The sequence below is a fragment of the Pseudomonas sp. RW407 genome (genome assembly GCF_003176655.1).
Classification (GTDB): domain Bacteria; phylum Pseudomonadota; class Gammaproteobacteria; order Pseudomonadales; family Pseudomonadaceae; genus Pseudomonas; species Pseudomonas delhiensis.
Genome location: NZ_QGSL01000106.1, coordinates 852,836 through 872,295, shown reverse-complemented (window position 1 = coordinate 872,295; position 19,460 = coordinate 852,836). Strand labels below are relative to the sequence as shown.

General features: G+C 67.8%; 19 protein-coding genes. 4 read left to right on the top strand and 15 right to left on the bottom strand.

Annotation, left to right across the window (positions count from 1 at the left end; translation table 11 throughout):
* The first annotated feature begins 379 nt into the window (after window positions 1-379).
* Window positions 380-1,363 (top strand): substrate-binding domain-containing protein, encoded by a 984-nt coding sequence (locus DK254_RS20700; RefSeq protein WP_158546429.1) that lies wholly within the window; start codon window positions 380-382, stop codon window positions 1,361-1,363.
* A gap of 445 nt (window positions 1,364-1,808) precedes the next feature.
* Here the strand turns inward: DK254_RS20700 and DK254_RS20695 are convergent, their stop codons facing one another.
* The 8 genes from DK254_RS20695 to DK254_RS20660 form a co-directional block, all read right to left on the bottom strand.
* A complete protein-coding gene (locus tag DK254_RS20695; protein ID WP_109935274.1) occupies window positions 1,809-3,176 on the bottom strand; it encodes a cytosine permease in 1,368 nt (455 codons plus the stop codon).
* Between the two features lie 519 nt (window positions 3,177-3,695).
* Complete coding sequence (locus DK254_RS20690) at window positions 3,696-4,250, bottom strand: NIPSNAP family protein (RefSeq protein ID WP_158546428.1); 555 nt, start codon at window positions 4,248-4,250, stop codon at window positions 3,696-3,698.
* A 7-nt stretch (window positions 4,251-4,257) separates the two neighbouring features.
* Window positions 4,258-5,010, bottom strand: coding sequence for an SDR family oxidoreductase (locus DK254_RS20685; protein ID WP_109935272.1), 753 nt, complete (start codon window positions 5,008-5,010; stop codon window positions 4,258-4,260).
* An 11-nt stretch (window positions 5,011-5,021) separates the two neighbouring features.
* Window positions 5,022-5,834 (bottom strand): aspartate dehydrogenase, encoded by an 813-nt coding sequence (locus DK254_RS20680; RefSeq protein ID WP_109935271.1) that lies wholly within the window; start codon window positions 5,832-5,834, stop codon window positions 5,022-5,024.
* Window positions 5,831-6,598, bottom strand: coding sequence for an alpha/beta fold hydrolase (locus DK254_RS20675; RefSeq protein ID WP_109935270.1), 768 nt, complete (start codon window positions 6,596-6,598; stop codon window positions 5,831-5,833). The genes DK254_RS20680 and DK254_RS20675 overlap by 4 nt, the downstream gene beginning before the upstream one ends.
* A gap of 10 nt (window positions 6,599-6,608) precedes the next feature.
* Window positions 6,609-7,136 (bottom strand): cupin domain-containing protein, encoded by a 528-nt coding sequence (locus tag DK254_RS20670; protein WP_109935269.1) that lies wholly within the window; start codon window positions 7,134-7,136, stop codon window positions 6,609-6,611.
* Window positions 7,137-7,313: 177 nt separating this feature from the next.
* Complete coding sequence (locus DK254_RS20665) at window positions 7,314-8,969, bottom strand: choline dehydrogenase (RefSeq protein WP_109935268.1); 1,656 nt, start codon at window positions 8,967-8,969, stop codon at window positions 7,314-7,316.
* A gap of 135 nt (window positions 8,970-9,104) precedes the next feature.
* Window positions 9,105-9,797 (bottom strand): dienelactone hydrolase family protein, encoded by a 693-nt coding sequence (locus DK254_RS20660; RefSeq protein ID WP_109935267.1) that lies wholly within the window; start codon window positions 9,795-9,797, stop codon window positions 9,105-9,107.
* Window positions 9,798-10,008: 211 nt separating this feature from the next.
* On the opposite strand from DK254_RS20660, the gene DK254_RS20655 reads away from it, so the two are divergent.
* Window positions 10,009-10,500, top strand: a complete 492-nt coding sequence (locus DK254_RS20655; protein ID WP_109935266.1) for a MarR family winged helix-turn-helix transcriptional regulator — start codon at window positions 10,009-10,011, stop codon at window positions 10,498-10,500.
* On the top strand, window positions 10,493-11,251 hold the full coding sequence (locus DK254_RS20650; protein ID WP_109935265.1) for a class I SAM-dependent methyltransferase: 759 nt from the start codon (window positions 10,493-10,495) through the stop codon (window positions 11,249-11,251). The genes DK254_RS20655 and DK254_RS20650 overlap by 8 nt, the downstream gene beginning before the upstream one ends.
* Window positions 11,252-11,257: 6 nt before the next feature.
* Here the strand turns inward: DK254_RS20650 and DK254_RS20645 are convergent, their stop codons facing one another.
* A complete protein-coding gene (locus DK254_RS20645; RefSeq protein WP_109935264.1) occupies window positions 11,258-11,884 on the bottom strand; it encodes a DUF502 domain-containing protein in 627 nt (208 codons plus the stop codon).
* Between the two features lie 339 nt (window positions 11,885-12,223).
* The gene (locus tag DK254_RS20640; protein WP_109935263.1) at window positions 12,224-12,889 is read right to left on the bottom strand and encodes a TIGR04211 family SH3 domain-containing protein; all 666 of its coding nucleotides are present in this window, start codon (window positions 12,887-12,889) and stop codon (window positions 12,224-12,226) included.
* 308 nt (window positions 12,890-13,197) lie between these two features.
* On the opposite strand from DK254_RS20640, the gene DK254_RS20635 reads away from it, so the two are divergent.
* Entirely contained in the window at window positions 13,198-13,377 is a 180-nt protein-coding gene (locus DK254_RS20635) for a hypothetical protein (protein WP_089392371.1), read from the top strand.
* 328 nt (window positions 13,378-13,705) lie between these two features.
* Here the strand turns inward: DK254_RS20635 and DK254_RS20630 are convergent, their stop codons facing one another.
* The 5 genes from DK254_RS20630 to DK254_RS20610 all read right to left on the bottom strand — a co-directional run.
* Window positions 13,706-15,022: a cytochrome c gene (locus tag DK254_RS20630; protein WP_109935262.1), complete on the bottom strand. Its 1,317-nt coding sequence runs from the start codon at window positions 15,020-15,022 to the stop codon at window positions 13,706-13,708.
* An 11-nt stretch (window positions 15,023-15,033) separates the two neighbouring features.
* Entirely contained in the window at window positions 15,034-16,821 is a 1,788-nt protein-coding gene (locus DK254_RS20625) for a GMC family oxidoreductase (RefSeq protein WP_109935261.1), read from the bottom strand.
* Between the two features lie 4 nt (window positions 16,822-16,825).
* Window positions 16,826-17,584: a gluconate 2-dehydrogenase subunit 3 family protein gene (locus tag DK254_RS20620; RefSeq protein WP_109935260.1), complete on the bottom strand. Its 759-nt coding sequence runs from the start codon at window positions 17,582-17,584 to the stop codon at window positions 16,826-16,828.
* A gap of 365 nt (window positions 17,585-17,949) precedes the next feature.
* Window positions 17,950-19,116 carry a lactonase family protein gene (locus DK254_RS20615; RefSeq protein WP_109935259.1) on the bottom strand — a complete coding sequence of 389 codons (1,167 nt, stop codon included), beginning with the start codon at window positions 19,114-19,116 and terminating at the stop codon, window positions 17,950-17,952.
* A 60-nt stretch (window positions 19,117-19,176) separates the two neighbouring features.
* Window positions 19,177-19,460, bottom strand: a 284-nt coding sequence (locus DK254_RS20610; RefSeq protein ID WP_305888134.1) for a 2-hydroxyacid dehydrogenase, incomplete at its 5' end; no start/stop codon positions are given.

The window sequence follows — 19,460 nt, the reverse complement described above, 5'->3', positions numbered from 1 at the left end:
ATCGACCGCTGGATGCATTCACCCGCGGCAGCACGGTGAATCGCGGCCGCACCGATCCGAATGAGTGGATTATGCATATTTCTGTAATCGTTTACAGTCTTTTTTCGATAACCCCGCGAAAGAACACTGCGGACGCCGGCCCGCTGGCGCCCGGGCAAACGCCTTGCTACCCGGAAACGGCGTGCCTTAGCCTCGAACTTGAGAAAATGCCGATCGAACCGTAGGCTTGAAACCTGGGAACCACGCCCCTTCGCTGCCGCAGGCACCCTTCCCTATCCTCCACCGCTCTGACGACGATTGCGTCCGGGCCAGGATGCTCACCGAGGTCGTAGTGGTCAGAACGCCGAAGAAAACACCCAAGCGCGTAAACGTTATCGACGTGGCCAAGGCCGCGGGCGTATCGGTCGCCACCGTGTCGCGCAGCTTCAACCTGCCCCACCACGTGCGTGACGACGTCCGCGCCAAGGTGCTGGAGGTCGCGCAGAAGATGGGCTACACGCCGAACTCGGCGGCCAAGGCCCTGCGCTCGCGCAAGACCAACGTGATCGGCGCCGTCATCCCGACGCTCGACCACGCCATCTACGCCAGGATGGTCAACAGCTTCCAGGCCCGCCTGGCCCAGTACGGCTATGTCGTCCACGTGCTTTCCTGCGGCTTCGACTCGCGGGCCATCTACGACAAGGTGCGCCTGCTGGTCGAACGCGGCGCGGAGGGCCTGCTGGTGGTCGGCGAGATCGCTGACGAGGAGCTGGAGGCCTACCTGAAGGAATACAACATGCCGGTGATCTGCACCTACTCCTACCTGGAGGACCGGGCATTCCCCTTCATCGGCTTCGACAACTACAAGGCGACCCAGCAGCTGATCCAGTACCTCATCGGCCTGGGCCATCGCCACATGGCCATGCTCACCGGGCCGATCCAGGGCAACGATCGCCAGCAGGCCAGGGTCCGGGCCATCGAGGACGCGCTGAAGCCGCTGCATGGCGAGGCGAGCCACGTCATCTACGAAAGCACCGCGGGCTACAGCATCGAGTTCGGCGACAAGACCATGCGCCGCATCTTCATGGAGCAGCCGGAGGTGACCGCGGTGATCTGCAACAGCGACGTGATCGCCTTCGGCGTGTTGTCGGCATGCAAGAAGCTGGGGATCGACGTGCCCTCGCAGCTTTCCGTCGTGGGCTACGACAACCTCGAGTTCGCCGAGTACCTGGACCCGCCCCTGACGACCCTGGCCATTCCCGCGGAGGAAATGGGCCAGCTCAGCGCCGAGTCGCTGATCGCGCACCTGCGCAACGGCGCCGAGATCAAGCCTGCCCTGCTGGGTACCGAGCTCATCATCCGGCAGTCCACCCAGGCGGTCTGAAGAATCCGCGCAGGCGGATGATCGCTCGCAGTTATCCGCCGTTGGCCATGTCACCGGGGCGCCCGGCGTGGCCGGAGAATCCGATCGCGGACGAAGTCCGCTCCTACGACCGTGCTTCCCGGTGACGTAGGTATTCGGGTCAAGAGCGCCCTCTCCCCAGCCCTCTCCCGCAAGCGGGAGAGGGGGCTGTCCTCTGCTGAGGGAAGGGCCGGAATCATCCTCACACCTTCGCAATAGACAGTGCGTAGGGCGCATAACCGTTCGCGGTTATCCGCCGTTGCCCGTGCCGCCGTGGGGCGCCCGCCTACGCCGCCCCACCCGCGCCATTCCCATTGTAGGAGCGCGCCCTGCGCGCGAAATCGCGGGCAGGGCCCGCTCCTACAAGGTGGAGGAAAAACGCCATCCTACGAAGAGCACCTGGCAAGGCCGTTGCGCGCCCTGCCGTTCAGATCGCCGGCTGGGGCGCTACGGCCATGGAAAAGCGCTTGCGGTTCCACCAGTAGTAGAGGCCGGCCGGGACGATCAGCGCCGGGATCCAGCTCTGGTCCGAGCCGAGTATCTGGGCGAAGTAGCTGTGGTAGAAGGACATGTCCATGAACGGCAGCGTCGAGAGCACGCCCAGCAGGTAGATGACCATGGTCGAGAAGTTGTACTTGCCGTACTGGCCGTCGACGTTGTACATGTCGTCGACCGCGTACCGGCCTTTGCGGACCAGGTAGAAGTCGGCCAGGTTGATCGCGCTCCAGGGCACCAGGAAATAGACCTGGGCGATCAGGATGTCGGAGAAGTAGGCGAAGAAGTTGTACTGCGTCTTCACCGCGATCCAGGTTGCCGCCATGGCGGTCAGCCCCATGGCGATGAACTTGGTGCCGCGGCTGATACGGGTCATGCCGCGCATGCCGGTGAAGATGGTCATGCCCGACATGTAGGCGCTGTACAGGTTCAGCGAGTTGATCTCGATCACGCCCAGCACCACCACCACCATGGCGACCTTCGACCAGGGCCCGAAGAAGCTGCCGATCGCGGTGCCCGGGTCATTGGTCACGTCCTTGATCAGGGTGGCCAGCAGGGCCCCCAGCAGCATGACCAGGCCGGCGCCGAGCAGGTTGCCGACGTAGCTGTACCAGAAGGTCTGCTTGCTGGAGATGTTCACCGGCAGGTAGCGCGAGTAATCCGCCACGTAGGGCCCGAAGCCGAGGGTCCAGGAAGCGGCCTGCATCACGGTCAGGGCGAAGGCGGTGAACTTGAAGGTGTCGGCCATTTCCAGGGCGCCGACCGGCAATGGCTTCTGCAGCGCCAGCACCGCCACCACCAGGAACAGGACGCCCGACAGCGCCGACATGATCACGCCGAAGCGGTGGATCAGCTCGTAGCCGATGAAGCCCACCACGAAGGAGATGACGCCGAACAGGACGATGGCCGTGTTGTCCCCGACGTCCAGGAACGCCTTGATCGAGTCGCGCATCACCACGCCGTTGGCCGCGGTGAACAGCACGAACGCCAGGTAGTTGATCAGCAGCGGGAAGCCGGCGCCGAGCACGCCGAACTGCGCGCGGCTCTGGATCATCTGCGGGATGCCCAGGTGCGGCCCCTGGGAGGAATGCGCCGCCATGAACACGGTGCCGATGGCGCAACCCAGCACCAGCGCCAGGCAGGTCCAGGCCAGGTTCAGGCCCGCCACTATTCCCAGGGTACCGACCACCAGGGTGGTCACTTGCATGTTCGCGCTGAACCAGATCGTGAAGAGCCTTTTGGGGTGCCCGTAGCGCTCGGAATGCGGCACGAACTCGATGCTTCTCTTCTCAATATCCATCACTAACCTCGCTTCAGCGGTGCACGTAGGCGCGGGTACCGCTCTTCTTGTTCTGCTCTAGCCCTATACCGGGCCGCCGTTGATTCGTCCACGAATGTAATCCTTTACATTTTTTGGCGAAAAATCATACAGAATCCCTCCCCCCGAGGCAGGCCCTCCTCTCCTGCCACGGGGTTGCTACCTTGCGGGTAATGCTCCCTATGTAAAGGTTTACATTCAGCTTTCATGCCACCTGTCCAGGTGGCCCGAGGCCAGGCTTCGACCCCGCAACAGAGTCCTCTGGAGCGGGGCTTTCAAGCGCAATCCAGGTGGCCGGAACAGGCCGCCGACAGCGTCACCGGCGGCAGCTGCGTTTAATTCGGTAACATCCCTCCGGCGCGCGTTACTGAAACCCGTGCCCCAAGGGGAGCAACTCATGGAAAACAGGTTCCCGGACCGACGGCCGACAAGAAGAATCGGCCGGGAACCCAAAGCACGGAAAGGAAGACGCCGACACGATGCCCTCGGCGTTTTCATACTTCAGATGACCAGCGGCTTCAGGCGCGTGATCTCCACGGACTGCAGGCTGCGGCGCGCCTCGGCGGAGAATTCGATCTCGGCGCAAGCAGACAGGGTCAGCACCTGGTTGGGGTCGGGAAACTCCATCGTCCAGATCGAGGTCGTCGCGTCGCAAAGGTCCTCGAGCTCCGCACGCACCGCATTCACGCGGCCCACGTCGCATCCATAGCGCACCAGGTGCTGGTCATGCCCCCCCGCCATCAGCTCCTCCGCCACCCGCTGGGGGTGGAGCACCCGCAGGTGCTGGCGGTGGATCTGCGGCGCCGCCTGAGCGAGGAACTCCTCGCGCCAGGCGGGCTTTTCCGCCAGGGCCTGCCGCAGCCGGGCGCGCTCATCCAGGGATTCGTACTCCCACAGGTGGAAGAAACGCACCTGGCGGCTGTCCTGCTCCAGCCAGGTACCCCGCAGCCGGCCGAAGGCCTCGCCCCGCAACGGCATGCAGACCCGCCTGAACAGGTCGAGGTACAGGGGCCATTTATCCGGCAGGAGCCGATATTCGCGCAGTTCATGGATCATGGCCGGGTCACCAGGCGGTGTAGCCGCCATCGACGGTGAACATCGCGCCGGTGGCGAACTTCGAATCGTCCGAGGCCAGGAACAGGATCATGTTGGCGATGTCGATCGGGTCGCCCATCCTGTTCAGCGGCGAACGCGCCTCCAGCGCCTTGCGGAAGGCTTCCGGGTCCGGCACCTGTTGGAACATCCTGTCGTAGTAGCTGGAGTTGATCACCCCCGGCGCCACGCTGTTCACGCGGATGCCTTCGGCCGAATGGTCCAGCGCCATGGCGCGGGTCAGCGCAGCGACGCCCCCCTTGGCGGCGACGTAGGCCGCGCGGTCCTTGATGCCGACCACGGAGATGGTCGAGGCCAGGTTCACCACGGCGCCGCCGCCGCGCTTGACCAGTTCGGGGATCGCGTACTTCGAGCACAGGTACACGCCCTTGAGGTTCACGTCGATGACGCTGTCCCAGGCATCCTCGTCGAGGCTCACCACCGTGCCCAGGCAGCCGAAGCCGGCGTTGTTGACCAGGATGTCGAGGCCACCGAAATGCTCCACGGTCCTTTCCACCATGGCCTGGACCTGCTCGGCCTTGGCCACGTCCACTTCCAGCGCGAAGGCGGCGTTGCCGATACGCTCGGCGACGGCGGCCGCCAGCGCGTAGTTTCGGTCGGCCAGGACCACCCTGGCGCCCTGCTCGGCGAAAAGAACGGCGGTGGCTTCGCCGATACCGGCGCCGGCGCCGGTGATGAGTGCGACCTTGTTCTGCAGTTTCATGCGTTGGTTCCTCAGAAAACCAGGGATTGCAGTTGCTTGCTGACGGCCTCTTCGATGCTCAGGGCGGCCAGCCAGGAAGTACGGGGGTTGTCGGGCAAGGGGTTGTTGGCCAGGCGGATGCTCAGGTCACCGAAGGAGCCGGCGGCCTGTACCTCGTGGACGTTGCGGTCCACGCCCGGGTCGGCGACCAGCTCGACCTGGGTGGCTTCGAAGCCCACACCGGAGAGGGCCACCGCCGCGGTGACGTTGGCGTTCTTCGGAAAGCGGATGGACGCCTCGGCGGCGCTGCCGCGGAAGATGGTGGTCGGCTGGCTGATGGCGCCCAGGTCGAACGCCTCTTCCGCCGGCGAGCCGGCCCAGGCGCGCGGCGGCTTGCGGCCGACGTAGACGACCTTGTCGAGCCCCGCGGCGCGCGCCGAACGCAGCGCGTCCAGGCCGCCGATGGCGCCGGAGACCAGGATCAGCCGGGCATTGCCGGCGTGGGCCGCCGCGTCCAGCGCGTCGCTGATGGACTTGTCGGCCAGCGCGCCGATGGAGGCGATCACCACGTCGACGCCGGCGCGCAGCAGGGTCGGCACGGTTTCCACCACGGCCGAGTGGCCGGCGCACTCGACCACCAGGTCGGGCTTCCAGGCGATCAGCCGGCGGACGTCATCGAACACCTCCAGGCGGTGCTCGCGAACGAACGCCTCGGGGTGCGCGGCATGGTCGATGGCCGCGTAGGCCGCCGCGGGCAGGTGGTCGCGCTGCAGGGCATCGAGCACCCGCTTGCCGATGGCGCCCAGGCCGATGATGCCGACACGGGAAATGGGTCGAGTGCTCATGCTTGTGCCTCCCAGAAATCGCGCAGCAGCGCGGCGAACCCGGTGGTTCGGGTAACCGGTGTGAAGTGCCCGCCACTGAGTTCCCGCAGGCTCGCGCCGGGAATGAGCCCGGCGAGTTCCTGGGCGTGGTGGTAGGGGATGACGTAGTCGTCGGCGGCGCCGACCACGAGGGTCGGGCGGCGGATGTCCGCCAGCTCCGCCTTGCGGCTGTAGCCGAGCAGCATGTCGATGCGTGCGGCGACCATCGGCACGTCCACCGCCGACGGCGCCTCGAAGTCCAGGGCCTGGGCCACGGCGAAATGCTCGCCGTACCACTCGGACGGGTAGGCCACCAGGCGCGTCAGCGCCGTGTAGGCCGCCCCGCCCAGGCGTTCGAGAAGCAGCTTGCGGTAGGCGAAGAAGTCTTCGAAACGCTTGTCCGGCTGCGCCCAGCCGCTGCTCAGCACGATGCTCTTCACCCGCTGCGGGTGGTCCAGCGCCAGGCTCTGGGCCACCAGGGAACCGGTGGAGTGCCCGACGACATGGACGCTCTCCAGGTCCCGCTGGTCCAGCAGGCGCAGCGCGGCCTCGACGATGCCCGGGATGGTCGGCGTGCCGTCCAGCGTGCTGCCGCCCACACCCGGGTGGTCGAAGGTGATGACGCGATGGGTGCCGCTCAGCTCGGCGACCGTCGGCTGCCAGAAGGCGGCCTGCCCGCCGAGCCCGGCGACCAGCAGCACCGCCCTGCCCTGCCCCTGGTCGAGCGCGAAGACTTCGTTTGCCATGGCCGCGCGCTCAGTTCCTGGTGTAGGAGAACACGCCGTTCTCCTTGCCTTCGATGCGCTCGATGTCGCTCGGGCGCTCGAAGGGTTCGGGGGCCGGGTCGCCGTTGCGGCGCGGGCGGCCGATGTCGCGGAAGAAGTTCTCCAGGCCGCTGGGGGTCATGAACCAGACCCAGTGCAGGTCGGCGTCGCCGTCGTTGATGAAGGTGTGGGAGTTGTGCTTGCCCAGGAAGACGGTCACGCCCGGCTCCAGGACGTACGCCTCGCCGTCGATCACGGCTTTGCCCCGGCCGGAGATGAAATGCAGGATCTCCTCGTTGGCCGGATGCGCATGCTCGCGCACGCGGCCGCCCGGCGGCAGGGTCTGGGTGCCCATGGACAGGTCGCGCTCCATCTTCGTCAGGCCCGGCGAAACGCAGACGGAGACGTGGCCGTTGGCGGGCTTGGGCTGCCAGTAGCTGACTTCGCTGTCGCGGTTGAAGTAGTAGACGACGCCCTTGCCGGCGGCCTGGACCTTCTGTGCGTTGCTCGAATCGGTCATTGCTGTCACCTCACTGGTATGGGTTGTTGCACTTTGTGCGGCACGGCCAAGTAAACGTTTTCATTCCTGACCGAAAAACAAGGGAGTCACGCTCCCTCTCCACTGCACCGCAGGCACATACTGCTGTCGTTGTTTCTCGTTGGGCGCGGGAGCCTTGCTACCCGCGCAACAACCGGTTCAGGCCACCTTGTAGTAGTCGGCGACCTCGCGCGCGAGCTGCGGGCGGCCACGGACGTGGTCAGCGATCTTCTCGGCCATCATGATCACCGGCGCGTTCAGGTTGCCGCTGACGATCTCCGGCATGATCGAGGCGTCGACCACGCGCAGGTTGTCCAGCTCGTGGACCTGCCCCCAGGCGTTCACCACGCTCTGGTCGTCGTTGCCCATGCGCAGCGAACAGCATGGGTGGTAGTTGGTGCCGGCCAGCTGGCGGAGCATGGCCAGAATCTCGGCGTCGCTCTGGGTCGCCGCGCCGGGGGTGACTTCCTCGCCGCGGTACGGGTCCCAGGCCGGTTGCGAGACGACGTGGCGGATCGCCTTCACGGCGGCGATGGCTTCGGCGCGGTCCTGCTTGGTGGAGAGGAAGTTGAAGCTGAACTTCGGCGCCTCCAGTGGGTTCGCGCTGCCCAGCCAGACCGAGCCGGTGCTGGTCGGGCGCATCAGGCTGAAGAAGTACTGGAAGCCGTTCTCCAGCTTGACGCTGCCGTGCTGGAACTCACCCAGCATCGGGATGAACTCGAACTGAACGTTGGGCACCTTGATCGACTCGTCGGTGCGGATGAAGGCCCCGACCTCGAAGAAGTTGGTCGCGCCCATGCCCTTCTTGAACAGTTGCCAGAGCAGGCCGAGCTTGGCCTTGCCCAGCAGGCCCAGGTCCTTGGCGATCGATACGTTCTGGGTGGCGCGGTACTGCACGGGCGCGGCGATATGGTCCTTCATGCCCTTGCCCACCCCGGGCAGGTCGGCGACCACCTTGATGCCGAAGCGTTCCAGGTGGCTGGCCTCGCCCACGCCGGAGAGCATCAGCAGGTGCGGCGAATGGATGGCGCCGGCGCAGAGGATGACCTCGCGGCCGACCTCGACGACGCGCGGCTCGCCGCTGGCCAGCAGGTGCACGCGAACGGCGCGCCGGCCGGCGAACTCGATGCGGGTGACCTGCGCGCGGTCGCACACATGCAGGCGCTCGCGGTCGGTATTGGCGTGCAGGTAGGCCTGGGAGGTGCTCCAGCGGATGCCGTCGTGGATGTTGCGCTGGGTGATGTGCACGCCTTCCTGGCGGTAGGCGTTATGGTCCTCCACGTGCTTGTGCCCGGCCTGCACGCCCGCTTCCAGGAAGGCGTGGTAGAGCGGGTTCTCCGCCTTGCAGGTCTGGATCTTCATGGGGCCGTTGCCGCCGCGGTAGGCGCTCTCGCCCTTGTCGAAGGTCTCGGCCTTGCGGAAGTACGGCAGGCACTGCGCGTAGCTCCAGCCCTCCAGGCCCATGGTGCCCCAGTTGTCGTAGTCCCAGGGGTTGCCGCGCACCCAGTTCATGCCGTTGATCGAGGACGAGCCGCCCAGCACCCGGCCGCGGGCCTCGTAGATCCTGCGGTCGCACAGGCCGGCCTCGGGCTCGGAATGCAGGTACCAGTTGAACCTGTCGTTCATCAGCGGGAAGCCCAGTGCCGCGGGCATGCGGATGTACAGGCTCTGGTCGGAGGGGCCGGCCTCGAGCAGCAGCACATTCACGCCCTGCTCTTCCGCCAGGCGGGCCGCCATGACACTGCCTGCGGAGCCCGATCCCACCACCACGTAATCGTAGGCTTTCAGTGCAGCCCGACCGTAGATATCACGCACGTCTTTCTCCCGAGAGATTTGTTGTTGGACTTGAGCCAGCTTGGGAGCCGTTGAAGTATTTGTAATCGATTACAGAACGCTTTGCAAGAACTCCGTCATGCCGCTCGTCACTGTGGCACCGATGCCCTTCGGGGCTCACAGGTGCCGGGCGAGGAACTGTAGGGTCCTGCCCTTGGCCAGTACCGCGTCGGGCTGCGCATAGGCCGGCCGGTAGGGGCAGTTGAAACCGTGGCGCCGCCCCGCATACACGAAGTGCTCGACCGGCGTCGGCCGGGGAATCAGCGAAAGCCATTCCAGGGCCTCCGGCAGCGGTATGAGGTGGTCCTGCTCGGCGAAGTGGAACAGCATCGGGCAGCGCAGCGAACGCAACTGGCCGGCGTGCAGGCCGAGGCCGCTGCCGTAGTAGGAAACCGCCGCCCGGACCCTCCCGCCACTGGCCGCCAGGAACGCCAGGCGGCCGCCCAGGCAATAGCCCAGCGCGGCGATGCCGCCGTCGACCGAGGGCAAGCCGGCGAGGAACGCGATTGCCGCATCCAGGTCGGCCTGCGCCTCGGCGAAATCCAGCGCCCGCAGGTGTTCGTAGGCCCGGGCGGTGCCGGCCTCGTCGTAGGGCAGCTCCACCCTCGTCTTCTGCCGCCAGAACATGTCGGGCGCCAGCACCACATAGCCGTCGGCCGCATAGTGCTCCGCGAGCTCGCGGACATGCCCGTTCACGCCCCAGATTTCCTGCAGCAGCAACAGCCCCGGGCCGAAGCCCCTGGGCGGCATTGCCAGGTACCCGGCGAAAACCTGCGGGTCGTCCTTCGAGATACCTACCCAGAGCCCCATGCCCAACCTCCACACCTGGAACGCAAACGCCGAATGAAATGAGCAAACGATTATTGATGTAATCGTTTACAGATAGATGGAGATTTCGCCAAGAAACCCGGGTGCTGTCAAGCGTTCCGTTCGGATGCCCGAGCCGGAGCGGGCATCCGGGCGGCTTGCAAATTCCATTAGTGCTAATGTAATTTGCCGCCAACCTCCAGGGAGACCCGCCATGAGCGGAAAGAACGAGCCCGGCCTGGGCGAACTGCTGCGCCATGTGTCGGAACTGGTGGAGCTGGGCGCCGAGGAACATTACCGGCAGATGGGCCTGGACTACCGGGCGCGCTACACCCCTGTGCTGCGCGCCCTGCGTGCCGGCGCGCAGACGGTCACGGAGATCACCGCGCGCAGCCACCTGACCCAGGGCGCCATCAGCCAGACGGTCGGCCACATGGAGGCCGACGGGGTGATCTTCCGCCAGCGCGGCGAGGATGGCCGCAAGAGCGTCATCCGCCTGACGCCGGCCGGCAAGACGCTGCTGGGCAAGCTGGATGCCCACTGGGCCGCGACCTTCGAGGCCATCGAACAGCTCGAAGAGGAAATCGGCCACCCACTGCGCCGCGTGCTGGAAGACGCGGCCAGGGCACTGCAGCGCCAGGGCTTTTCGCAACGCCTGAGCCACATCAAGCAAAACCTCGCGACGGGAGCCTCCCACGATGAATGACGCCACCACGGAACCGAAGAACTGGTTCGACCAGGGCGGCCAGGCCTACGCGCAGTTCAGGCCGGAGTACCCGCCGGAGCTTGCCACCTACCTGGCCTCGGTGGCGCCCGACCGGTTTCTCGCGGTCGATGTCGGCTGTGGCAACGGCCAGTTGACCCGCCAGCTTGCCGCGCATTTCAGCGCGGTGCTCGGGTTCGACCCGAGTGCGGACCAGATCGCCCACGCCACGCCGCAGGCGAACGTCCACTACGGCTGCGCCCGGGCCGAGGAATTGCCGCTGGCCAGCCACAGCGCCAGCCTGGTCACCGCCGCCCAGGCTGCGCACTGGTTCGACCTGCCCAGGTTCTACAGCGAGGTTCGCCGGGTGGCGAAGCCAGGCGCGCTGCTCGCGCTGGTCAGCTACGGCGTGCTGCGCCTGGAGGGCGAGCTGGGGGCGCGCTTCGAACAGTTCTACTGGAACGAGATCGGCCCCTACTGGCCCGCCGAACGCAAGCTGGTGGACAGCGGCTACGCCACCCTCGACTTTCCTTTCGCGGAGCTGGAGGGCCCTTCGATAGCCATCCGGCTGGAATGGAACCTCGACGCGTTCCTCGGCTACGTCTCCACCTGGTCGGCGGTGCGTAGCGCCAGGGGGGCCGGGCGGGAGGAGCTGCTCCAGCGGTTCGCGGCCGACCTCGCCGAGCGCTGGGGCGACCCCGCCAGCCGGCAGCCGGTGGCCTGGCCCATCAACATGCGGATCGGGCGGCTGTAAGCGAAATCAGCGCTCGCCTGGCGCGGCCGTCGGGGCGCCGTCGCGGCCGCGGGCGGACTCCATGGCCAGCACCAGGTCGCGGGCGCCCGAGCCCCATTTGGTGATGACCTTGACCGCTTGGGTGAAGGGCACGTCGATGGGGTGCACCCGGGGCCCGTCCAGCACGTAGACGGCACCGGCGAAGGGCGTCGGCACCGAGGGCACGAACACGGTGTAGCGGCCGTCCTCGAACGCCTCGATGATGAAGCCAGGCACCAGCGCTTCCTCGATTTCCACCAGCGCCGGCTTCCAGATGCCGTCGTTCTTCTCGCCCGCCACCTGCAGCGTCAGGTTGCGCAGCAGCTCGTAGCCCGGGACCCTGCCGAACACCGACGTCTCCAGCCGGCCACGGGCCGCCCGCCCCAGCCGAGTACGCACGGCCAGCCCCAGGACGAAGCAGACCACCAGCACCAGCAGGACGGACAGAATCTCCTGGGCCGGCAGGCTCTCCGGCAGCAGCCGGGTGAAGGGCCGCACCAGCTGGCCGGCCGAACCCAGGCCCTTGAGCAGCAGCAGGAGCGCCAGGTAGATCGGCAGGACGACCAGCAGGCCGGCCAGCACGCACCTGCCGATGAAAACGACGGCGTTTTTCACGGGAGAGTCTCCTTGCAGTGCTGGTCGCGGTCTGTGCCTGGCCCCCTATGGGGAGACGACAGGGCCTGCAGACAGCCTAGACGACGGCGGGCCGTTTCTCCGCGGCCGCGCAGAGGGAGGCGCTGCGATGCTCCGTCAGCCGTCGGCCAGCCCCTGCGCGGCACCGCCCCGGCATGGCCGGAGGCGGCATCGCATCGGCGCAGAAGGCGTTGCGAACGGACTCGGAGCAAGCCTAGGCCAGGGCGCTGGCCGCCCCCTGCCGGCCTTGAGACGGCTTTCGCATAGCCGTTATCGCGGCCGGTTCCAGCGCCTCAACGCAGCGTGCGCGGCGCCGCCGCCTCAGATCCACTGGTCGTTGCGCTTGCGCCGCACCCGCAGCAGGGTGGGCAGGATCAGCCCGACCAGCAGGCCGGCGCCGGCGATGCTGCCGCCGTAGGCCATGTAGCGCATCAGCACCTGCTTGTTCTCGTCGCCGAGCTGCGCCTGCGCCGCGCGCAGCTCGGAGCGGGCCTTGGTGAGCTCGTCGTCGAGGCCGGCGCGGGCCGCCTGCAGCTCGTCGATGAGTTTCTTGCGCGAGTCCAGGGTTTCCTGCATGCCCTGCACGCGGCTCTTCCAGCTGTCGTCGATGCCCGCCAGTTCGGCGCTCAGCTCGCTCACCTTCTGTTCCAGCTGCGGCAAGCGCTCGGCCTGGCCGGGCTTGTCCTGCAGGTCGCGGCTGGGAATCCAGACGCTGTTGCCGCTCTCGGCGCGCACCTGGCTGTAGTCGCCCTGGGTGTTCAGCAGCTCGACCTTCTGCCCCGAGGTCAGGATGCCGACGATGCGGTAGCCGTCGGTGGGGCCGCTGCGCACGTAGGTCGTCAGGCTGTCGCTCACCCAGCGCGCATTGCCGGCGCCCTCCTCGGCCTGCGCCGCGGCGCCGGCCGCCAGCAGGCCACCCAGCAGGCAGGCGCCCAGGGCGCGGGTGGGAAGGGATACGGAGGCGGGGAAATGACGGGATAGGGACATGGGCAATCTTCACATGGCGATAAACGAACCCCGGCGAGCGGGCGCGGTAAAAAGCCGGCCAGGCAAATGGTCAGGGACGCTACGAACTGGGAAATCAGGGCAGCGCAGTCACCCGGGTGGCGCAGGCCCTGGCCCGCCGCCCGGGTGGGCCGACAGCAGACAGACAGCGCAACGGCACGATGAGTTCACCGGCCACGGCGACAGGGGGATGGGTGGTCGGCCGGGCCGGCCCTCCGCTCGTCGCCTGCTTAGGCGCCGGCGGGTATTCGCGTGTTTGCTGTAAGCACCACCTTCGCGGAGGGCTCGCCATGCGACGGCAGTTCCTTTTCCCGCTTGCCACGCTGATCACCCTGGCCCTGGGAACGGCCGCCTGCAGCAGCCAGGACTGTACCCCCGGGCAGCAGACGGACAGCAAGGACCGCACCAGCCGCCAGCAGATACCCCGGCAGCAGATCGATCCGCGGGTGCAGTCGTTGCCCAGGTATTGAGAGGGGGGTTGGCTGGAGTGTCGGGGGGAGTCCGCTTGCCCTCTCCCCCCGCCCTCTCCCGCAAGCGGGAGAGGGAGCCGTTCGGCATGAGGCGCAATCGTAGAGCCCGCCGGTTACGCCGGAGTTGCCGGCGAACGCGATGATTTCCGCTGGCACGGATAGCCCCATCGCGGACGGAGTCCGCTCCTACGCGGCCCCACCGCTGTATTTCCCTGTAGGAGCGCGCCCTGCGCGCGAAATCGCGGGCAGGGCCCGCTCCTACATCACCGGCTGGCAGCGCTTTTCGTAGGAGCGGACTCCGTCCGCGATTGGCCCCACCGGTGGCGCCCTACGGTTCCTCCTGCGCCCCCGTGGTATCGCGGATCAGCGTCGCCGCCTTCAACTCCGGCCTGGGCTGGCTGCGCAGGGCCTTCACCTGGCCGGCGTCCACCGCTTCGGCCTGGTTGCCCCAGCTGCTGCGGATGAAGTTGACCACCTCGGCCACCTGCTGGTCCGACAGCCGCCAGGCGAAGCCGGGCATGCTGAAGGTGGACGGCGCCGTCGCCGTGGCCGGCAGGGTGTGGCCGTCGAGCACGATGTGGATCAGCGAGGTGGCGTCCGCGCTCTGCAGCACCGGGTTGCCGGCCAGCGCCGGGAACACCCGGGCGTAACCCTTGCCGTCGGTGCGGTGGCAGGCGGCGCAGTTGTCGACGTAGAGCGCGGCGCCGGCCTTGCCGTCGTCGCCCTTCCACAGCGCCTCGGCGACCTGGCGGTCCTCCTGGAACGGCTTGTCGTCCGGGTTCACCGGCGGCAGCGTCTTGAGGTAGCGGGCGATGGCCGTGAGGTCGGCATCGGTCATGTACTGCATGCTGTGCTCCACCACGTCGCCCATGCCGCCGAACACCGCCGTGCGCTCGGTGCGCCCGGTCTTGAGGAAGGCGACGATCTCCGCCTCGCTCCAGCTGCCCAGGCCGTCCTTGTGGTCGCCGCGCAGGTTCTTGGCGATCCAGCCCTCCAGCGGCGCGCTGCCGGCCAGGTAGGCCGGGCCGTCGGCGGCGCTCAGCGCCTTCTCCTGCATGGTCAGTGCCCGTGGCGTATGGCAGGCGCCGCAGTGGCCCAGGCCCTCCACCAGGTAGGCGCCGCGGGCCACGGCCGGGTCGTTGCCGGCGGCCGCGAAGGGCTTCACCTCCGGGGCGAACAGGTTGCGCCAGATCGCCAGCGGCCAGCGCATGCTCAGCGGCCAAGGGATGTCGCTGTCCTTGTTCTCCTGCACCACCGGCGCCACGCCGTGCATGAAGTAGGCGTAGAGCGCGCGCATATCCTCGTCGCTGACGCGGGCGTAGGACGGGTAGGGCATGGCCGGGTACAGGGTGCTGCCACCCTTGCCGATACCCTGGCGCACCGCGCGCTCGAAGTCCTCGTAGCTGTAGTTGCCGATGCCGGTCTTGTCCGGGGTGATGTTGGTCGAGTAAATGGTGCCGATGGGCGTCGCCATCGGCAGGCCGCCGGCGAACGGCTGGCCGCCCTTGGCGGTGTGGCAGGCCACGCAGTCGCCGGCGCGGGCCAGGTATTCGCCCTGCTTCACCTGCGCCGGGTCGGCGGCGTCTGCGGCGTGCAGCGCGGTGCTGGCGGCCAGGGCCAGGGCGGCGATGGGGAATCTCTTCATGCTCCGGCCTCCTATGCCTGCACCAGCGGGCCCGGGTTCTTCAGGTAGACCTCGCGGATGGCCCGCGCCGACCAGTAGGTCAGCGCCGCCACCAGCCCGGTGGGGTTGTAGCCCAGGCCCTGGGGGAAGGCCGAGGCGCCGGGCACGAACACGTTGTGCACGTCCCACACCTGCAGGTAGCGGTTCAGCGCGCTGGTCCTGGGGTCGGTGCCCATGATCGCCCCGCCGTTGAGATGGGTGGTCTGGTACACGGTGGCGTCGAAGTGCTGGCCGAATTCCTTCATCGGCGCGGTGACCACCTTGGCGCCCATGGCATCGGCGATCTTGCGCATCTGCGCGACCATGAAGCGGTTCATCTTCACGTCGTTGTCCTTCCAGTCGAAGGTCATGCGCAGCAGCGGCTGGCCGTAGGCGTCCTTGTAGACCGGGTCGAGGTCCAGGTAGTTGTCGCGGTAGGACTGGTGCGCGCCGTGGGTGTCCATCGCCAGCATGTGCCGGTAGCTGTCGGCCAGGGCGGCCTTCCAGGCGCTGCCCCACTTGGGCGTGCCCGGCGGCACCTTGGCCCCGGCGATGGGCTTGGTGCCGGCCTGGTTGACCCAGAACGGCGAGCCGCCGACGAAGCCGTGGGGGCCGTGGTCGAAGTTGTCGGCGTTGAAGTCGTCCACCGCCACGCCGTTGCCGCCGGCGCCGATGAAGGGGTTGGTGTGGTGGCTGGCCTTGTCGAAGAAGGCGCTCACCGTGGAGATGTTCTGGAAGGCGAAGTTGCGCCCCACCACGCCCTCGTTCTTCAGCGGGTCGTAGGGCTTGCCGATGCCCGAGAGCAGCATCAGGCGCACGTTGTTGAACTGGAAGGCGCCGAGGATCACCAGGTCCGCCGGCTGTTCCACTTCGCGGCCCTGGGCGTCGACGTAGGTGACGCCGGTGGCCAGGTCCTTCTCGGCGTTGAGGTTCACCCGCAGCACGTGGGCGTTGTTGCGCAGCTCGAAGTTCGGCACCTGGCGCAGCGCCGGCAGGATGTTCACGTTGGGCGAGGCCTTGGAGTACATGTAGCAGGCGTAGCCGCTGCAGAAGCCGCAGAAGTTGCACGGCCCCATCTGCACGCCGTAGGGGTTGGTGTAGGGCCCGGAGGTGTTGGCCGACGGCAGGTTGTAGGGGTGGTAGCCGACCTCGCGGGCGGCCTTCTCGAACAGCTGCGCGGACACGGTGTTCTTCTGCGCCGGCAGCGGGAAGTCGCTGGAACGGTCGGCGGCGAAGGGGTTGCCGCCCTTGTCGCGGCCCACCACCTGGCCCTTGACCGACCAGGCCGTGCCGGAGGTGCCGAAGACCTTCTCGGCGAAGTCGAAGTACGGCTCCAGCTCGTCGTAGCCGACGCCGAAGTCCTGGATGGTCATGCCCTCGGGGATGAAGGCCTTGCCGTAGCGTTCCTCGTAGTGGCTGCGCAGGCGCAGCTCCACCGGGTCGACGCGGAAATGCACGCCCGACCAGTGCAGCCCCGCCCCGCCGGTGCCGGTGCCGGGCAGGAAGGCGCCGAACTGCCGGTAGGGCACGGCCATGTCGTTCAGGCCGTGGCGCAGGGTCACCGTCTCGCGGGAGATGTCCATGAACAGCTTCTTGCGCGAGTTGTAGGTCAGCTCGTCCATGGTCTGCGGGTAGACGCCGTCGGGGTAGGTGTCGCGGGCCGGGCCGCGCTCCAGGGCCACCACCTGCAGGCCCGCCTCGGTCAGTTCCTTGGCCATGATGGCGCCGGTCCAGCCGAACCCGACGATGACCGCGTCGACTTTCTTCAATACCTGGGCCATCGCCTCAACCTCGCTCGCCGCTGATGGAAACCGGGGGGAAGGGATAGCGCTCGTCGCGCTCCACCCAGTCCATGAAATCGGCGCGGGCGCCGGGGAAGCCGATCAGCTTCCAGCCGGCCAGGCCCTGGTTGCCGCCGTGGAGCGGGTCGCTGAAGAAGCCTTCGCGGGTGTTCAGCCAGAGCATGGCGAAGAAGGTCGCCTCCGGCACCGACTGGAACGCGGCCTTGCCGGCGTCCAGGGTCTCCAGCGCCTGCTGTTGCTGCGCGGCGTCCAGTCCGGCGAAGGGCTTGCCCCACTGCGCCTGGCACCAGGCGTCGGTTTCCTGGATGCCCAGGCGGTAGATCTCCTGCGGGCTGAGCTTGAGCTGGTAGCCCAGCTCCGCCGGGGCGTCCGGGCGGAAGGGCCCCTGCATGTACCAGAGCCCGCCGCTGCCGTAGCGGGTGTTCAGCTGACGGTCGATGAACTCCGGCACGCCGGCGTCCGCCGCCCCCGGCCCCAGCCCGTCGGTGGGGATGAGCACGGCCACGGCGGCCTGGACGAAGGCCCATTCGTGGGCGGTGAAGAAGGTCGGCTGGTAGGCGCGCGCCCCACCCTGCCCCGGCTCGGCGGCGGGTTGCGGGGTGGGCGCGGGCTGGGCCGGCTCGCCGAGCACCACGTTGCCCACCCCGGCGCCGGCCAGGGTGGCCACCGGGATCAGCATCAGGGACTTGCGCAGGAACTCGCGCCGCGCCGGTTGCGCGGCGCTGGGGTCTTCGTTGGACATGGCTGGGTATCTCCTTTTTCCAACAGGTCAATCAGGTCGTGTAGGTCTTCTCGCCCCTTTTGCGGCCGGTGGTGCTGGGCGCGCGGGGCTGTTGTTCGTGTCGGTAAGCATAGGTGGCTATCGAAAGCTCACCGGCGGATATGTCTACATAGGGCGCATAACGCCTACGGCGTTATCCGCCGAATCGCGGACGGAGTCCCTACGGTTACAGGGGAGCACGGACGTAGGAGCGGACTTTGTCCGCGATTGGATTCACCGGCCACGCCGGACGTCCCGGTGGCACGGCCGACGGCGGATAACCGCGAACGGTTATGCGCCCTACGCACCCGGGATGACGCCGGATTAACGTCATCACCACCCCAACCTCACCGCAGGAATTTCAGATCGGAAGGCGCATCGATGGCGAGCTTCTGCAGCGTCTCGCCCAGCTTGCCGCTGGCCGGGTCGCGGCGCATGACCACGACCTGGTTGCTCTTCTGGTTGGCCACCAGCAGGAAGCGGCCGCTGGGGTCCAGGCTGAACTCGCGCGGCTCGACGCCTTCCACCGGGAGCCGCTGCAGCTCCTTCAACTGGCCGCTGGCCGGGTCCACCGCGTACACCAGCAGTTCGCTGGCCTTGCCGCGGTTGCTGGCGTAGAGGAAGCGCCCGTCCGGCGACAGGTGCACGGCGGCGGCGGCCTTGTGCGCGGCGTCCTGGCCGGCGGCCATGTCCACCAGTTGCTTGCGCTGCAGCTGGCCGTCGCGCACCTCGAACATGGCGATCTGCCCCGCCATCTCCAGGGTCAGGTAGGCGTAGCGGCCGTCGCGGCTGAACAGCAGGTGGCGCGGGCCGCTGCCCGGCGGCAGCTCCACCGCCGGCGGCTGCGCCGGGCTCAGCGGGTGCTCGCGGTTGGCGGCGTCGTAGCGGTAGACGAAGACCTTGTCCGCCCCCAGGTCCTGCACGTACACATGGCGCCCGTCCACCCCGGACACCACCGAGTGCACGTGGCTACTGGCCTGGCGCTCGGGGTTGACGCGGGAGGCGCCGTGGCGCTCCTGCTGCACCACCCCGGTCAGCTGGCCCTGCTCGTCGATGCCCAGCACCGCGAGGTTGCCGCCGGGGTCGGGGTGCACCGCGTAGTTGGCCACGAACAGGTGCCTTCCGCCGGCCGCCAGGCTGGAATGGGTGGGCTCGTCGCCGCGGCTTTCCACCTGGTTCAGCGGGCTCAGCTGGTGGCTGGCCGGGTCGATGGCGAAGGTGCTGACCTTGCCGACCACGTCCCTGCCGCCGGGGCCGTTCTCGTTGACGGCGTACAGGCGCGTCTGGTCGGGGCCCAGGGTCAGCCAGGAGGGGTTCTCGCTGGGCACCACCTGCAGCGGCCTGGCCTGGATCCGGCCATTGGCGCTGTCGAAGCGGTAACGGTAGATGCCCTGGCTGCCGGCACCGGTGTAGGTGCCGACCAGCAGGTCGTAGTACTGGGCGGCGCCGGCCGGGCCGGCGAACAGACCGGTGCTGGCGCAGAGCAACAGGGTCAGGGCGGCAGGTTTGAACATGGCAGTGTGTCCTTGGCAACGGGGGTCCATCTGGGTGGGACCGGCCTCATGGGGGGTGGTTCAGCCGGATCGACGGGCCCAGGCGCCGGGGTTGACCAGGTTCGCCGGGCGCTCGCCGGCCAGCGCGGCCAGCAGGTTGTCGACCGCGCAGCGGGCCATGGCCTCGCGGGTATCCCCGGTGGCCGAGCCGATGTGCGGCGTCGCCACCAGGTTGTCCAGTTGCAGCAGCGGCGAATCCGCCGGCAGCGGCTCGCGGACGAACACGTCCAGCCCGGCGCCACGGATGCGCCGCTCGCGCAGGGCCCGCAACAGCGCCTCTTCGTCCACCACGCGGCCGCGGGAGA

What these genes read in the sequence shown, in the direction of transcription:
- DK254_RS20670 (WP_109935269.1), bottom strand. Translation starts at nt 7,136, where the DNA reads ATGACCGATTCGAGCAACGCACAGAAGGTCCAGGCCGCCGGCAAGGGC.
- DK254_RS20625 (WP_109935261.1), bottom strand. Translation starts at nt 16,821, where the DNA reads ATGGCCCAGGTATTGAAGAAAGTCGACGCGGTCATCGTCGGGTTCGGC.
- DK254_RS20630 (WP_109935262.1), bottom strand. Translation starts at nt 15,022, where the DNA reads ATGAAGAGATTCCCCATCGCCGCCCTGGCCCTGGCCGCCAGCACCGCG.
- DK254_RS20660 (WP_109935267.1), bottom strand. Translation starts at nt 9,797, where the DNA reads ATGGGGCTCTGGGTAGGTATCTCGAAGGACGACCCGCAGGTTTTCGCC.
- DK254_RS20655 (WP_109935266.1), top strand. Translation starts at nt 10,009, where the DNA reads ATGAGCGGAAAGAACGAGCCCGGCCTGGGCGAACTGCTGCGCCATGTG.
- DK254_RS20690 (WP_158546428.1), bottom strand. Translation starts at nt 4,250, where the DNA reads ATGATCCATGAACTGCGCGAATATCGGCTCCTGCCGGATAAATGGCCC.
- DK254_RS20635 (WP_089392371.1), top strand. Translation starts at nt 13,198, where the DNA reads ATGCGACGGCAGTTCCTTTTCCCGCTTGCCACGCTGATCACCCTGGCC.
- DK254_RS20685 (WP_109935272.1), bottom strand. Translation starts at nt 5,010, where the DNA reads ATGAAACTGCAGAACAAGGTCGCACTCATCACCGGCGCCGGCGCCGGT.
- DK254_RS20695 (WP_109935274.1), bottom strand. Translation starts at nt 3,176, where the DNA reads ATGGATATTGAGAAGAGAAGCATCGAGTTCGTGCCGCATTCCGAGCGC.
- DK254_RS20615 (WP_109935259.1), bottom strand. Translation starts at nt 19,116, where the DNA reads ATGTTCAAACCTGCCGCCCTGACCCTGTTGCTCTGCGCCAGCACCGGT.
- DK254_RS20675 (WP_109935270.1), bottom strand. Translation starts at nt 6,598, where the DNA reads ATGGCAAACGAAGTCTTCGCGCTCGACCAGGGGCAGGGCAGGGCGGTG.
- DK254_RS20680 (WP_109935271.1), bottom strand. Translation starts at nt 5,834, where the DNA reads ATGAGCACTCGACCCATTTCCCGTGTCGGCATCATCGGCCTGGGCGCC.
- DK254_RS20650 (WP_109935265.1), top strand. Translation starts at nt 10,493, where the DNA reads ATGAATGACGCCACCACGGAACCGAAGAACTGGTTCGACCAGGGCGGC.
- DK254_RS20640 (WP_109935263.1), bottom strand. Translation starts at nt 12,889, where the DNA reads ATGTCCCTATCCCGTCATTTCCCCGCCTCCGTATCCCTTCCCACCCGC.
- DK254_RS20620 (WP_109935260.1), bottom strand. Translation starts at nt 17,584, where the DNA reads ATGTCCAACGAAGACCCCAGCGCCGCGCAACCGGCGCGGCGCGAGTTC.